The organism is Pseudomonas sp. ES4 (genome assembly GCF_050586665.1).
In the GTDB taxonomy this organism is placed as follows: domain Bacteria; phylum Pseudomonadota; class Gammaproteobacteria; order Pseudomonadales; family Pseudomonadaceae; genus Aquipseudomonas; species Aquipseudomonas frederiksbergensis.
The window spans coordinates 54,670-69,046 of sequence record NZ_JBOBDO010000013.1; the positions used below are offsets into that span (position 1 = coordinate 54,670).

Here is a 14,377-nt window from a genome sequence, read left to right on the forward strand (position 1 = left end):
ACTGGCCTGGCAACTTCAGCGGCGAGCGAACGCCACGCAGTCAGAGGCTGCGCTGCTGGAAGAGCGTCTGGCCATGGCCCTACTGGCTCAGGATGGATTGAACGCCCAACTCGAAGCCTGTCGCGATGAAATCGGTGATCTGGGCCAGGCCAACGCCGCCAAACAGGCAGACCTGGCCGCCGTACGCCGTGAAGTCGAACTGCTGCAGATCGAACGTGACGACGCACGCGACGCCGCCCACGCCTGGAATCTGGAACGCGCCGGCAAAGAGGCTGAGTTGCGCCGTCTGGCCGCCCAGGCCGCTTCGCTCAACGCTGAGCTACGCGAGCAGCAGGAAAGCCATCAGCAGCGCCTCAATGACCTGCAGGGCTCACGAGACGAGCTGCGAGCGCAGTTCGCGGAGCTGGCCGGCAAAATCTTCGACGAACGCGAGCAGCGTTTTGCCGAAACCAGTCAACAACGCCTCGGTCAGTTGCTCGATCCGTTGAAGGAACGCATCCAGTCCTTCGAAAAACGCGTCGAAGAAAGTTATCAGGCAGAAGCCCGCGAACGTTTTTCCCTGGCCAAGGAACTGGAGCGGCTGCAACAACTGAACCTGCGCCTGAGCGACGAAGCCACCAACCTGACCCGCGCCTTGAAAGGGCAGAAAACCCAAGGTAACTGGGGTGAGCTGATTCTTGAGCGGGTGCTTGAACACGCGGGCCTGGAGAAGGGGCGCGAGTACCAGACCCAGGTCAACCTCAAGGGGCCGGACGGTGAGCGTTTCCAGCCGGACGTGATCATTTATCTGCCGGGCGACAAGCAGGTGGTGGTCGACTCCAAGGTCAGCCTCACGGCCTATCAGCAATACGTCGCGGCCGAAGACGATGCGATCGGCCAGATCGCCATCAAGCAGCACGTGCTGTCCTTGCGCACTCACGTCAAAGGGCTGGCCGGCAAGGATTACAAGCGTCTCGACGGTTTGCACAGCCTGGATTTCGTCCTGCTTTTCGTACCGATCGAAGCGGCGTTTTCCGCCGCGTTGCAGGCTGAACCGACACTGTTTCAGGAGGCCTTCGATCGCAACATCGTCATTGTCAGCCCGACCACTTTGCTGGCGACCCTACGGGTGATCGACAGCTTGTGGAAGCAGGAGCGCCAGAGCCAGAACGCTCGGGAAATCGCCGAGCGGGCCGGGTGGCTGTACGACAAGTTCGTGTTGTTCATCCAGGATCTGGATGAAGTCGGCAATCGCTTACAGCAACTGGATAAAGCCTACAGCTCGGCGCGCAATAAGCTGACAGAAGGCCGCGGCAATCTGGTCAGTCGCGCCGAGCAACTCAAGTTGCTTGGCGCGCGGGCGAGCAAGAGCTTGCCGGCAGACTTGCTGGAGCGGGCGATGACCGACGTGGATGGGTTGGCCGAATTGCCGGAGTAGCCAAAAAGGCATCGCGAGCAGGCTCGCTCCCACATTTTTGACCGAGTTATCCGGACGAACACGGTCAAATGTGGGAGCGAGCCTGCTCGCGATGGCGGCAGTGGCTTCACCACAAGACTCAAACCTGCCGCGCTACAACGGCAAATGCCGACTCAACAACGCCCGCAACGCCGCCGGTTTCACCGGTTTAGCCAGGTAATCCAGCCCCGCCGCATGCACCTGGGCTACCGTCTCCGGTCGCCCATCGGCGCTGATCACAACCCCCGGCACAGGCTCACCCAATCGGGTGCGCAACCATGCCATCAGTTCGGTTCCGGTCTCGCCATCGTCCAGGTGGTAATCCACCAAGGCCAATTGCGGTCTCATCCCGTCGCTGAGCAGCGCCGCACATTCATCGCGGTTGCGCGCGGTCCAGACCTGACAACCCCAGCGCGTCAGCAAACTGTTCATGCCGATCAGGATGCTGTCTTCGTTGTCGATGCACAGCACCTGCGAGCCGCTCAGCAATTTGCCATTGAGCTCGGCGGTCTTGGTCGGCAGGGCGGCTTGAGCACGAGCCAACGGCACGCTGACGCTGAACACGCTGCCGCGCCCCGGCCAGGAGCGTACGCGCAAGGTATGACCGAGCACGCGGCACAACCCGTCGGCGATCGCCAGGCCCAGCCCGAGGCCTTTTTCAGCGCGCGTCTGGTGGCTGTCGAGGCGTTTGAATTCTTCGAAGATGACCTGCTGTTTATCCAGCGGAATGCCCGGGCCTCGGTCCCAGACTTCCAGGCACAGCTCGCCCTTGCGTCGGCGAACCCCCAGCAGCACTGGGCCTTTGGCGTAGCGGAAGGCATTGGTCAGGAAGTTCTGCAGGATTCGTCGCAGCAGTTTGATGTCGCTGTCGACGCGCAACTTGCTGCCCCTGACCCGGAATTTCAGCCCCTGGTCGTGGGCCAGCGCCTTGAACTCGGCACCGAGGACGTCGAACATCTCATTGAGCACGAACGGCTTCGGATCGGGGTTGATCTTGCCGTTTTCCAGGCGGGAAATGTCCAGCAAATCGCTGATCAAGTCCTCCGCCGAGCGTAGTGACGTGTCCAGATGATGGACCAGTTTTTGCGCCTCGCTGGAGAGACCGTCCTCCTGATGGGAAAGGGCGGCCGAGAACAGTCGCGCAGCGTTCAAGGGTTGCATTAAGTCGTGGCTGACCGCCGCCAGGAATCGGGTTTTCGACTGGTTGGCCAACTCCGCGGTGCCTTTGGCTTCGGTCAGGGCGAGGTTGAGTTGCGACAGTTCGTGGGTCCGCTCGGTGACCCGTCGCTCCAGGCCCTCGTTGGCTTCGGTCAGCGCTTGTTCAGCCTCGCGGAACGCGGTGATGTCGGTGAAACTCATGACAAAACCGCCACCCGGCATCGGGTTGCCGATCAGCTCGATCACACGACCATTGGGGAAAAGTCTTTCAGAGGTGTGGGCGCGGCCCTGACGCATCCAGTGCAGGCGCCGGGCCACGTGCACTTCGGCTTCACCGGGACCGCATAGTCCGCGCTCGGCGTTGTAGCGAATGATGTCGGCAATTGGGCGGCCCAGCCTGATCAGTCCATCGGGGTAGTTGAACAGCTCCAGATAGCGCCGGTTCCAGGCCACCAGTTTCAGCGACTGGTCGACCACGCTGATGCCTTGGGTGATGTTCTCGATCGCGCCTTGCAGCAGCGCGCGGTTGAATTGCAGCACTTCCGAAGCTTCGTCGGCGATTCGCACGACGTCCTCGAGTTGCATTTCCCTACCTTCAATGGCGGCTTTTACCACCGCACGGGTCGAAGAAGCGCCGAGTACACCGGCCAGCAAGCGTTCGGTATGGGCGATCCATTCCCCGTCGGCGGTCTGGTTCGGGTTGAAGCCTTTGCCCTGACGGTAGGCGAAGCGGATAAAACTCTGACGGGCGCGTTCTTCGCCGACGAAGCGTGCGGCCAGCTGCAACAAATCGTCGATCTGCACCGACAGCATCGAACGGGCGCTGGGGCGGGCGCTGATTTCCTGACCGATGAAGCGACCCGCCTGCCAATGTTCCGAAACCCTCGTTCGCGACAGCACCGACACCCAGGCGAACAGCGTGAAGTTGGCCGCCAGCGACAACACCACGCCTTGGGTCAGCGGGGTGAGCGGCAGGTTCAGCGGGTTGCTGTGCAACCAGGCCAGCCCCGGGAAGCTGCTCAAGGACAAACCAAGGCTGTGGGCCGCGATCGGCAGAATCAGGGTGTAGAACCAGAGGAATGTCCCGGCGGCGAGACCCGCGAATACACCGCGACGATTGGCCTGTTTCCAGTACAGGGCGCCGAGCATGGCCGGGGCCAGTTGGGTCACGGCGGCGAAGGCAATCTGGCCGATGGTCGCCAGACTCGCCGTCGAGCCGAGCAGGCGATAACTGACGTAGGCCAGCAGCAGAATCACCACAATGCTCACTCGGCGCACCGAGAGCATCCACTGGCGGAACACTTCGAACGGCCGCTCGGCGTTGTTGCGCCGCAGCAACCATGGCAACAGCATGTCGTTGGAGACCATGGTCGACAGCGCCACGCTGGCGACAATCACCATGCCGGTCGCCGCCGAGGCGCCACCGATAAACGCCAGCATCGCCAGGGCAGGATGGGCTTGGGCGAGCGGCAGGCTGATGACAAACGAGTCCGGCAGCACCGAACTCGGCAGCAGCATCTGACCGGCGAGGGCGATGGGCACGACGAACAGCGCCGCCAGCGCCAGATAGGCTGGAAACACCCATTTGGCCAGGCGCAGATCCTGAGGGTCGATGTTTTCCACCACGGTCACATGGAACTGCCGGGGCAGGCAGATGATTGCCATCATCGCCACGCCGGTCTGTACCACCATCGATGGCCAGTTGATGGTTTCCTTCCAATACTCTTCGAGGCGCGGGGCGAGCATGGCCTGGTCGAACAGGTCCTCGAAACCGTCGTACAGGCCATAGGTCACGAACGCGCCGACCGCGAGAAAGGCGAACAGCTTGACCAGCGATTCGAACGCAATCGCCAGCACCATGCCGCGGTGGTGCTCCGTGGCGTCGAGGTTGCGGGTACCGAAGACGATGGTGAACAGCGCCAGTACCAGCGACACGATCAACGCCGTGTCCTGGGCGCGCGTGCCCATGGCGTCGGCACCGGCGCCGATCAGCAGGTTCACCCCGAGCACGATGCCCTTGAGTTGCAGCGCGATGTAGGGCAACACGCCGACCAGGCAGATCAGCGCCACCACCACCGCCAGCGACTGGGATTTGCCATAACGCGCGGCGATGAAGTCGGCAATGGAGGTGATGTTCTCCTGCTTGCTGATCATCACCATTTTTTGCAGGACCCACGGCGCGCACACCAGCAGCAGGATCGGCCCGAGGTAGATCGGCAGGAAAGACCAGAGTTGTTCGGCGGCCTGGCCCACGGCGCCAAAGAAGGTCCAGCTGGTGCAATAGACGGCCAGCGACAGGCTGTACACCCAGGCGCGCACTCGCGGCGGCAACGGTGTGCTGCGACGATCGCCGTAGAAGGCGATGGCGAACATGATGGCCATATAGGCCAGGGCGACGACGGCGATCAGCCCGCTGGACAGCGACATGGGAACTCCAGACAAAAGACACCCGGGACTCCCGCCCGGACAGACAGTCTCGCACGATGGCAGGGGTTAGTCAGTGTCGACCAAGGTCGCGGCGTGGCGGGGTGTCGCAGGCGGTGTGTCAGTGGGATCTTTGATGTTTGTGCAGGCCTCATCGCGAGCAGGCTCACTCCCACAATGGATCTATGTCGTTCACAAATTACACGTCCACTGAAGATCAACTGTAGGAGCAAGGCTTGCCCGCGATGGCGGCGTCCACTGAAGATCAACTGTGGGAGCGAGCCTGCTCGCGATGGCGGTATTACTGACTCAACGCAATCTCGATCAACCGATGCAACTCCTCAATCTCCAGCGGCGCCGCCGAGAACAGGATGCGAAACACCGTCGGCGCCGCCACCAGGTTGATCAGCCGATCGACGTTCGGCTTCGGCTGATCGGGGTAACGATCCAGGATCGTCTGCAACTGCCCGCCAATAATCGTCGCGCAAAGTGTCGGCGTGGTGCTGCATTGCACATCGCGCAACATATTGCGGCCGGGCTCGGAACTCATCTCGTCCAGATACTGCTCGGCCCAGGCGTGCACGTCGCCGCGCAGGCTGCCGGTATTGGCCGGTTCGCTCTCGGGACGCATGCGGGCGAGGGCGACATCCGCCAACAACACCGACAGATCGCCCCAGCGCCGATAGATGGTCGACGGCGTGACGCCCGCGCGGGCGGCGATTTGCGGGACGGTCACGGTGGTGCGGTCCTGCTCTTCGAGGAGATCGCGCACTGCCGAGTGGACCGACTCTTGCACCCGGGCGCTTCTGCCGCCGGGGCGTAAACCTTCTTTTATAGCCATGCATCGGACCTTAACACAAAGAATTTGCTTTAAGCCCTAGCCAGTCGCACACTCCGCAAAAGCAAAAAGTTAGCTTTACGGAGCGTGCGCATGTCCAGTTCAACGTCTAATCGTTCAAGCCTGTGGTTCCTGGCGATCACCTTACTCAGTTTTCTGGCGGCGTCCACGGCGCCGACGCCGTTGTACCACCTGTACCAGGAACACCTGCAATTCTCGGCAGCGACCCTGACCCTGATTTTCGGCGTGTACGCGATCAGCTTGCTGGCGGCACTGCTCACGGTCGGTTCGCTCTCGGATTACCTGGGGCGCAAACCGGTGATCTTTACCGCTGTGATGCTGAACATGCTGGCGATGCTGCTGTTCATCAATGCAAACAGTGTCGCCTGGTTGATCAGCGCGCGAGTGCTTCAAGGCTTTGCAACGGGGATGGCCACCGCCGTATTGAGTGCGGCGCTGTTGGACACCGATCGCCAGCAGGGGCCGTTGGTCAACAGTGTCGCGCCATTGCTGGGCATGGCGGTGGGCGCCATGGGCTGCGGCTTGTTGGCCGAGTTTGCACCGCTGCCGTTGCAGTTGACCTATTGGGTGCTGTTCGCGCTGTTTGTGATGCAGGCGCTGTACGTCTGGCGATTGCCGGAAAGCGTCAGCCGCCAACCGGGAGCCTGGGCCTCGCTGCGCCCGACACTGCATGTGCCGATCCAGGCGCGACGTGCGTTGTGGCTGGTGCTGCCGATCAATATCGCGGTGTGGGCGCTCGGTGGTTTTTACGCTTCCTTGGCGCCGTCTCTGGTGCGCACAGCGACGGGATCGACCTCGAATCTGATTGGCGGTGCGACGGTGGCGGTGTTGACGGTGACCGGCGCTCTGATGATCTACACCCTGCGCGATCGGCCGGCCGACAAGGTTTTGCGCTTGGGCGGCAGCCTGCTGCCCGTTGGTGTCGCGCTGATCCTGATGGCGGTGCACAGCGCCAGCCTTACGCTGTTTTTCGTCGGGACGCTGGTGGCCGGATGCGGTTTCGGCGCCGGTTTCCTCGGTGCATTGCGCAGCGTCGTGCCGCTGGCCTTACCCCATGAGCGGGCAGGGTTGATGTCGGCATACTACGTGCTCAGTTATCTGGCGTTCTGCTTGCCGTCGTTGCTGGCGGGGAACTTGACCCGGACCTTCGGGCTGGTGGCCACGACCGATGGTTACGGCGCGGTGCTGATTATTCTTTCGGCCGGCGCTCTGCTCGCGTTGATGCGTCAGCAGTCGATGAAAGTCTGTGGCGTCGATGTTCGATGACCGTTAGCCTTGGCACCGCCCTGCCTTTCGACGGACCGACCCATGAAAATCATCCGCAGCAAATCCTTCACCGCTGACCGTGCTTGGGGCGCTTTGGATATCGCCAACATGAACGGCATCACCACGCGTTTGCACTGGACCGACCAGCCCTATAAATGGCACATCAATGATGGGCAGGAAGTGTTCGTGGTGCTGGATGGTGTTGTGCAGATGCGTTATCGCGAAGCAGGTCAGGAGCAAGAAGTGATGTTGGGCGTAGGCGATATCTTCTATGCCGACGTTGGCACCGAACACGTTGCCCATCCGCAAGGTGTGGCAAGAATCCTGGTGATCGAGACTGAAGGCAGCGTCTGACGCTATATCTGCAAAACAGATAACAGTTAGAGATATTACCCGTTATATCGATATTCGATTCGGATCTACCATGGACTCCACCTCAACAGAGGACAGGAGTTCACCATGACATGCCCCAACATTGCCCCAGCCGGTTTCAAACCCTTCAGTCATTTGCAGCACCCGCGTGAGGTGATCCGCCAGTTCACGCCGAACTGGTTCGCCGCCACCATGGGCACCGGTGTGCTGGCGTTGGCGCTGGCGCAGCTGCCCGGCGCAAATGCCGGTTTGTACGCGATTGCCGAAGCCCTATGGCTGTTCAACATCGTGCTGTTCGTTTTGTTCACGGTCATGTATGCGGCGCGTTGGGCGCTGTTTTTCGATGAGGCGCGAAGGATTTTCGGTCACTCCACGGTCTCGATGTTTTTCGGCACCATCCCCATGGGCCTGGCGACCATCATTAATGGTTTCTTACTGTTTGGTCTGCCGCGTTGGGGTGAGGGCGTGATACATCTCGCCGAGGTGCTGTGGTGGCTGGATGTGGCGATGTCTGTGGCGTGCGGCGTGCTGATTCCCTACCTGATGTTCACCCGTCAGGAGCACAGCATTGACCAGATGACTGCCGTCTGGCTGTTGCCGGTGGTGGCGGCAGAAGTGGCGGCCGCCAGCGGTGGCCTGTTGGCGCCGCACCTGGCCGATGTCCATTCGCAACTGGTGGTGCTGGTGACCAGCTACGTGCTCTGGGCCTTTTCCCTGCCGGTGGCATTCAGCATTCTGACCATTCTATTGCTGCGGATGGCGCTGCATAAATTGCCTCACGAAAACATGGCCGCCTCCAGCTGGCTGGCGCTCGGTCCGATTGGCACCGGGGCGCTGGGCATGTTGCTGCTGGGCGCCGATGCGCCGGCGATCTTTGCGGCCAACGGTCTGCCGGGCATCGGTGAAATCGCCGAAGGGCTGGGATTGGTGGCCGGGATTACCTTGTGGGGCTTTGGCCTGTGGTGGATGCTGATCGCGGTGCTGATCACCCTGCGTTACCTGCGCGTCGGCATCCCTTTCAATCTCGGCTGGTGGGGTTTTACCTTCCCGCTGGGCGTCTATTCCCTGGCGACATTGAAACTGGCCAGTACCTTGAACCTGACGTTTTTCAGCGTTTTTGGCTGCGTGCTGGTGGTGTTGCTGGCGGTGATGTGGCTCATCGTCGCCAAACGGACAGTGCAGGGCGCCTGGCGGGGTGAGTTATTTGTCTCGCCGTGCATTGCAGGATTAAACAAATAACCTGCAAAGTTTAGGTAATGTGTGGCCTGGATCGTCGTTGGATATTCCAATAACTGCATCCACGCCACTCTCTACCCAACATCAGGGACACATGGAAGATGAGTCACCCCTCACAGTTCACCTTGCTTCGCACCCGGCGCTTCCTGCCGTTCTTCGTCACGCAGTCGCTCGGGGCGTTCAACGACAACATCTTCAAGCAGTCGCTGATTCTCGCCATTCTCTACAAGTTGACGATCGACGGTGACCGCTCGATCTGGGTCAACCTGTGTGCGCTGCTGTTCATCCTGCCGTTCTTCCTGTTCTCGGCACTGGCCGGGCAGTTCGGGGAAAAGTTCGCCAAGGACGCGCTGATTCGTCTGATCAAGCTCGGGGAAATCGCCATCATGGCGGTCGGCGCGGTCGGTTTCATGTTCGATCACCTGTGGCTGATGCTGGTGGCGCTGTTTGCCATGGGCACTCACTCAGCGCTGTTCGGGCCGGTGAAATATTCGATCCTGCCCCAAGCCTTGCGTGACGAAGAACTGGTGGGTGGCAACGGCCTGGTGGAAATGGGCACCTTCCTGGCGATCCTCGCCGGGACCATCGGCGCCGGGATCATGATGTCCTCCAGTCATTACGCGCCGATCGTCTCCACGGCGATCCTCGGTGTGGCGGTGCTCGGCTATCTGGCCAGTCGCAGCATTCCGAGGGCTGCGGCCGCCTCCCCGGAAATGCGCCTGAACTGGAACATTTTCAGCCAGTCCTGGGCCACCTTGAAGCTGGGCTTGGGGCAGACGCCTGCGGTGTCACGCTCGATTGTCGGCAACTCGTGGTTCTGGTTTGTCGGGGCGATTTATCTGACGCAAATCCCTGCTTACGCCAAGGAGTGGATGCACGGCGACGAAACCGTGGTGACGCTGATTCTTACGGTGTTCTCGGTCGGTATCGCACTCGGTTCGATGCTCTGCGAGAAATTGTCCGGGCGCAAAGTCGAAATCGGTCTGGTGCCGTTCGGCTCTTTCGGTCTGACTGTGTTTGGTTTGCTGCTGTGGTGGCATTCCGGTGGGATTCCAGACAGTGTTGCCGGCCATGGCTGGATCGAAGTCCTGGGTTTTGGCCATGCCTGGCTGGTGTTGATCGACATTCTCGGGCTTGGCGTGTTCGGCGGTTTCTACATCGTGCCGCTGTATGCGCTGATTCAGTCGCGGACTCCGGAGAACGAGCGGGCGCGGGTAATTGCCGCCAACAATATTCTCAACGCGCTGTTCATGGTGGTCTCGGCGATTGTCTCGATCGTCTTGCTGAGCATGGTCGAGCTGTCGATTCCGCAGCTGTTCCTGGTGGTGTCGCTGCTGAACATCGGCGTCAACGCCTACATCTTCAGCATCGTCCCCGAATTCAGCATGCGCTTCCTGATCTGGCTGCTCAGCCACTCCATGTACCGCGTGGAGCATCGCAATTTGCAGCTGATTCCCGATGAAGGCGCGGCATTGCTGGTGTGCAATCACGTGTCCTTCGTCGACGCCTTGCTGATTGGCGGCGCGGTGCGTCGGCCGATTCGCTTTGTGATGTATTACAAGATCTACAACCTGCCAGTGCTGAACTTCATCTTTCGCACGGCCGGGACCATTCCTATCGCGGGACGTCAGGAAGACATTCAGATCTACGAAAAAGCCTTCACGCGCATTGCTCAGTATCTGAAGGACGGCGAATTGGTGTGCATCTTCCCGGAGGGCAAATTGACCGCCGATGGCGAGATCAACGAGTTCAAGGGCGGGCTGACGCGGATTCTCGAAGAGACGCCGGTACCGGTGATTCCCTTGGCATTGCAGGGTTTGTGGGGGAGTTTTTTCAGTCGCGATCCGCAAAAGGGCATGTTTCGCCGGTTGTGGTCACGGGTGACCCTGGTGGCAGGGCCTGCGGTGTCGGTCGACGTGGCAGAGCCAGCCCGGTTGCAAGGGTTGGTGGGGGAATTGCGCGGCGCTATGCGCTGATTCCTTTCGTTGCGGGCCGCTAACCCAGCGTGCCCGCGCCGCGCATTCAACCCGCCATCGCCAAGCGGTTACGTCCTTCGCGCTTGGCCACATACAACGCACTGTCGGCCCGTCGCAACAGGCTTTCGGCGGACTCGCCGGGCAATAGCGTCGAGCAACCAAGGCTGACCGTCAGCTCGACCGCATGGCCGTCAGCCAGATATTTCTCGGCCTGCAACGCAAATCGCAGGCGCTCGCCGATCATGGCTGCCGCCTCACGGCTCGTGTTGGAAAGCAGGATCAAGAACTCTTCGCCACCAAAACGGAAGACCATGTCCACATTGCGCAACTGATTTTTGATCGAGGCTGCAACGGCCTTGAGCACGTCATCGCCAGCGCTGTGTCCGTGGTTATCGTTGATGAGTTTGAAGTGATCGATGTCCAGCATCAGCAGCGACAAGGGTTGCAGATGCCGACGCGACATCTCGGTTTCCCGTTTCAGGGTCTGATCCATGGCGATGCGGTTGCCGGTATTCGTGAGCGGATCGCGCAAGGCGCTTTGGGTGGCCGCGCGGTAGAGCAAGGCATTGCGCATCGGGTACAGCAATGCGGACAGCAGTGACTCGAGGTCGCCTTGTTCCTGCTCACTGAAACGCTGGTTGCGGCGGAAAACCAGTTCACCCAGATTCTCGCCTTCATGACTGAGGCTATAGCTGATCGAGTGATGGCCGCGCAGGCCGAACTCCAGGCGCAAGTCGCTGGACAGGTGCTCGTACGTCATGGCGTCAAGCGGTACAAGTCGCTGAATCTCACGGAAGAAGAGCCCGAGAATGCGTTGCGGCTCAAGACTGGTTTGCAGCTGCAGGCCCAGTTGCTGTCGCCTTTGTGCAAGGCTGACCGGCCTCTCGATGAGGGTAGGCTGCTGACCAAAGCCCAGGCGTTGCAATTTGGCGCTATCGAAGTCAATTGCGTTGGTCTGGGAAGGTGATTTCATATGGCGTGCGCCCCTAAGCAGTAAGGCTGTCTTACAGGCTGGGTGAGAGCGGCTTTGGGCTGCGCGTCATACTGGTCCATCAGTCCCGTAGGACATCTGGCCCAAGTTTAGTCCGCTTTGCCGACGATAAGTAATCTGTCGGCTCAGGCGTCCGCCCGCTTGCTTTCACACTGCGTGTCTAAGCAGATATAGAGCGAAAGTCGTGCCATTCAGTTCAGTCGGATAAAAAACGTTATAAATCAATGTGTTGAAACTACTGATGAGGAGGGGTGACGGGTTTTGTGACAGTTGCTTGACGTCTGATGGGAGGGTTGCGACGTGCTTTGAGTGCCACGGCGGGAAGCCGCCGCGGCACAAAAGCGACGCGCGGGCATTATTGAGCGTTGAACGCCTGGCCGTTGATGCCGGTGCTGTCCGGACCCATCAGGTAGAGGTAGACCGGCATGATCTCCTCGGGCGTCGGGTTGTTCAGCGGGTTTTCACCCGGGTAAGCCTGGGCACGCATGCTGGTGCGGGTGGCGCCCGGGTTGATGCTGTTTGAGCGCACCGGAGCCACGGTATCGACTTCGTCGGCGAGGGTTTGCATCAAGCCTTCGGTGGCAAACTTGGACACGCCGTAAGCGCCCCAATATGCACGACCCTTGCGGCCGACGCTGCTGGAGGTGAACACCACCGAGGCGTCCTGGGACAGCTTGAGCAGCGGCAGCAGGGTGCTGGTGAGCATGAACATGGCGTTGACGTTGACTTGCATGACACGCATGAAGTTTTCGCCGGACAGCTGCTCGATCGGCGTACGCGGGCCAATGATCGACGCGTTGTGCAGCAAACCGTCGAGGTGGCCGAATTCGGTCTCGATCATCGCTGCCAGCTCATCGTATTGATGGGGCAGGGCGGTTTCCAGGTTGAACGGGATAACGGCCGGCTGTGGGTGGCCGGCGGCTTCGATTTCGTCGTAGACCTGAGTCAGGTTGGCTTCGGTCTTGCCCAGCAACAGCACGGTGGCGCCGTGGGCGGCAAAGGTTTTTGCGGCGGCAGCGCCGATGCCACGGCCAGCGCCGGTGACCAGGATGACCCGGTCCTTGAGCAATTCTGGGCGGGCGGAATAATCAAACATGAAAAACCTCACAACAATTCAACAATAAGGCCGGCACTGAACCTGTGGCGAGGGAGCTTGCTCCCGTTCGGCTGCGAAGCAGTCGTAAAACTTGCAAATTCAGTGTGCCTGACAGATTGCAGTGGCAGATTAAAGGGCCGCTTCGCAGCCCAGCGGGAGCAAGCTCCCTCGCCACAAAAGCTTCTCTACTCAGCAGCTACAGAGGGCGCTATCCAAAACCTTGCGCAACTCCAGCGGATGATCGACCACCACATCCGCCCCCCAATGCCGCGGGTTATCGTCCGGATGAATGTAGCCATAGGTCACGGCGGCTGTCCTGGTGCCGGCGTCGCGACCGGATTCAATATCGCGCAAGTCATCACCCACAAACAACACGCTGGCCGGATCGAGGTCGAGCATCTTGCACGCCAGGATCAACGGTTCCGGGTCCGGTTTGCTGTTCTTCACATGGTCCGGGCAGATCAACAACGCCGAGCGCTCGGCCAGGCCAAGCTGCTGCATGATCGGCTCGGCGAAGCGCAGCGGCTTGTTGGTGACCACGCCCCAGATCAGGTTGGCCTTTTCGATGTCGGCCAGCAGTTCGCCCATGCCGTCGAAGAGTTTGCTGTGAACCGCGCAACCGGCGAGGTAACGCTCCAGGAACTCCAGGCGCAATTCCTCGAAACCCGGTGATTCCGGGTCCATGGAGAAGGTCACGGCGACCATCGCCTTGGCGCCGCCGGAGATCTCGTCGCGAATGTGTTTGTCGTTCATCGGCGGCAAGCCGCGGTCGGCACGCATCGCCTGACAGATCGCAATGAAGTCCGGCGCGGTGTCGAGCAGAGTGCCGTCCATGTCGAAAAGAACTGCTCTGATACGCATCGGCTTACTCCTCGCGCAGGGTCTGGATCATGTAGTTGACGTCCACGTCGGAGGCCAGTTTGTAGTGCTTGGTCAGTGGGTTGTACGTCAGGCCGATGATGTCCTTGACGGTCAGGCCGGCCATGCGGCTCCAGGCACCCAGTTCGGACGGGCGGATGAATTTCTTGAAGTCGTGGGTGCCGCGCGGCAGCAGCTTCATGATGTATTCCGCGCCGACGATGGCGAACAGGTACGCCTTCGGGTTGCGGTTGATGGTGGAGAAAAACACCTGGCCGCCGGGCTTGACCATGCGGAAGCAAGCGCGGATCACCGAGGACGGGTCCGGCACGTGCTCGAGCATTTCCAGGCAGGTGACCACGTCGAACTGCTCGGGCATTTCTTCAGCCAGCGCTTCGGCGGTGATCTGCCGATATTCGACGCTCACGCCGGATTCCAGTTGATGCAGTTGCGCGACCGCCAGCGGCGCTTCGCCCATGTCGATGCCCATCACGGTAGCGCCGCGCTGGGCCATGGCTTCGCTGAGAATGCCGCCGCCGCAACCGATGTCGAGGACTTTCTTGCCGGCCAGGTTGACGCGTTCGTCAATCCAGTTGACCCGCAGCGGGTTGATGTCGTGCAGCGGTTTGAATTCGCTTTCGCGGTCCCACCAGCGATGGGCCAGGGCTTCGAATTTGGCGATTTCGGCGTAGTCGACGTTGCTCAT

General features: G+C 60.6%; 11 protein-coding genes. 5 read left to right on the forward strand and 6 right to left on the reverse strand.

What is annotated here, in order from left to right:
* The first annotated feature begins 52 nt into the window (after positions 1 to 52).
* Entirely contained in the window at positions 53 to 1,417 is a 1,365-nt protein-coding gene (gene rmuC, locus ACQ4OB_RS15985) for a DNA recombination protein RmuC (protein ID WP_162842870.1), read from the forward strand.
* Positions 1,418 to 1,549: 132 nt separating this feature from the next.
* Here rmuC and ACQ4OB_RS15990 read toward each other — a convergent pair whose 3' ends face one another.
* Complete coding sequence (locus ACQ4OB_RS15990; RefSeq protein WP_430956024.1) at positions 1,550 to 5,020, reverse strand: hybrid sensor histidine kinase/response regulator; 3,471 nt, start codon at positions 5,018 to 5,020, stop codon at positions 1,550 to 1,552.
* A 298-nt stretch (positions 5,021 to 5,318) separates the two neighbouring features.
* Complete coding sequence (locus tag ACQ4OB_RS15995; RefSeq protein WP_430956025.1) at positions 5,319 to 5,858, reverse strand: TetR/AcrR family transcriptional regulator; 540 nt, start codon at positions 5,856 to 5,858, stop codon at positions 5,319 to 5,321.
* Positions 5,859 to 5,948: 90 nt separating this feature from the next.
* Here ACQ4OB_RS15995 and ACQ4OB_RS16000 point away from each other — a divergent pair, with 90 nt between their 5' ends.
* From ACQ4OB_RS16000 to ACQ4OB_RS16015, 4 genes are all read left to right on the forward strand, one after another.
* The gene (locus ACQ4OB_RS16000; protein WP_102614648.1) at positions 5,949 to 7,142 is read left to right on the forward strand and encodes an MFS transporter; all 1,194 of its coding nucleotides are present in this window, start codon (positions 5,949 to 5,951) and stop codon (positions 7,140 to 7,142) included.
* Between the two features lie 42 nt (positions 7,143 to 7,184).
* Complete coding sequence (locus tag ACQ4OB_RS16005) at positions 7,185 to 7,496, forward strand: cupin (RefSeq protein WP_074874743.1); 312 nt, start codon at positions 7,185 to 7,187, stop codon at positions 7,494 to 7,496.
* Between the two features lie 105 nt (positions 7,497 to 7,601).
* Entirely contained in the window at positions 7,602 to 8,753 is a 1,152-nt protein-coding gene (locus ACQ4OB_RS16010) for a TDT family transporter (protein ID WP_430956026.1), read from the forward strand.
* Positions 8,754 to 8,851: 98 nt separating this feature from the next.
* Positions 8,852 to 10,726, forward strand: a complete 1,875-nt coding sequence (locus tag ACQ4OB_RS16015) for an MFS transporter (RefSeq protein WP_102614646.1) — start codon at positions 8,852 to 8,854, stop codon at positions 10,724 to 10,726.
* A gap of 46 nt (positions 10,727 to 10,772) precedes the next feature.
* Here the strand turns inward: ACQ4OB_RS16015 and ACQ4OB_RS16020 are convergent, their stop codons facing one another.
* The 4 genes from ACQ4OB_RS16020 to ubiG form a co-directional block, all read right to left on the reverse strand.
* Positions 10,773 to 11,699 (reverse strand): GGDEF domain-containing protein, encoded by a 927-nt coding sequence (locus ACQ4OB_RS16020; RefSeq protein ID WP_074874749.1) that lies wholly within the window; start codon positions 11,697 to 11,699, stop codon positions 10,773 to 10,775.
* A gap of 373 nt (positions 11,700 to 12,072) precedes the next feature.
* Positions 12,073 to 12,813, reverse strand: a complete 741-nt coding sequence (locus ACQ4OB_RS16025) for a YciK family oxidoreductase (protein ID WP_074874751.1) — start codon at positions 12,811 to 12,813, stop codon at positions 12,073 to 12,075.
* A 189-nt stretch (positions 12,814 to 13,002) separates the two neighbouring features.
* Positions 13,003 to 13,674, reverse strand: coding sequence for an N-acetylmuramic acid 6-phosphate phosphatase MupP (gene mupP / locus ACQ4OB_RS16030; RefSeq protein ID WP_074874753.1), 672 nt, complete (start codon positions 13,672 to 13,674; stop codon positions 13,003 to 13,005).
* 4 nt (positions 13,675 to 13,678) lie between these two features.
* On the reverse strand, positions 13,679 to 14,377 hold the full coding sequence (ubiG, locus tag ACQ4OB_RS16035; RefSeq protein WP_008148706.1) for a bifunctional 2-polyprenyl-6-hydroxyphenol methylase/3-demethylubiquinol 3-O-methyltransferase UbiG: 699 nt from the start codon (positions 14,375 to 14,377) through the stop codon (positions 13,679 to 13,681).

Coding starts and splice junctions, on each gene's coding strand:
- ACQ4OB_RS15995 (WP_430956025.1), bottom strand. CDS start 5,858: ATGGCTATAAAAGAAGGTTTACGCCCCGGCGGCAGAAGCGCCCGGGTG.
- ACQ4OB_RS16010 (WP_430956026.1), top strand. CDS start 7,602: ATGACATGCCCCAACATTGCCCCAGCCGGTTTCAAACCCTTCAGTCAT.
- ACQ4OB_RS16020 (WP_074874749.1), bottom strand. CDS start 11,699: ATGAAATCACCTTCCCAGACCAACGCAATTGACTTCGATAGCGCCAAA.
- ACQ4OB_RS16000 (WP_102614648.1), top strand. CDS start 5,949: ATGTCCAGTTCAACGTCTAATCGTTCAAGCCTGTGGTTCCTGGCGATC.
- ACQ4OB_RS16025 (WP_074874751.1), bottom strand. CDS start 12,813: ATGTTTGATTATTCCGCCCGCCCAGAATTGCTCAAGGACCGGGTCATC.
- ubiG (WP_008148706.1), bottom strand. CDS start 14,377: ATGAGCAACGTCGACTACGCCGAAATCGCCAAATTCGAAGCCCTGGCC.
- ACQ4OB_RS15990 (WP_430956024.1), bottom strand. CDS start 5,020: ATGTCGCTGTCCAGCGGGCTGATCGCCGTCGTCGCCCTGGCCTATATG.
- ACQ4OB_RS16015 (WP_102614646.1), top strand. CDS start 8,852: ATGAGTCACCCCTCACAGTTCACCTTGCTTCGCACCCGGCGCTTCCTG.
- ACQ4OB_RS16005 (WP_074874743.1), top strand. CDS start 7,185: ATGAAAATCATCCGCAGCAAATCCTTCACCGCTGACCGTGCTTGGGGC.
- mupP (WP_074874753.1), bottom strand. CDS start 13,674: ATGCGTATCAGAGCAGTTCTTTTCGACATGGACGGCACTCTGCTCGAC.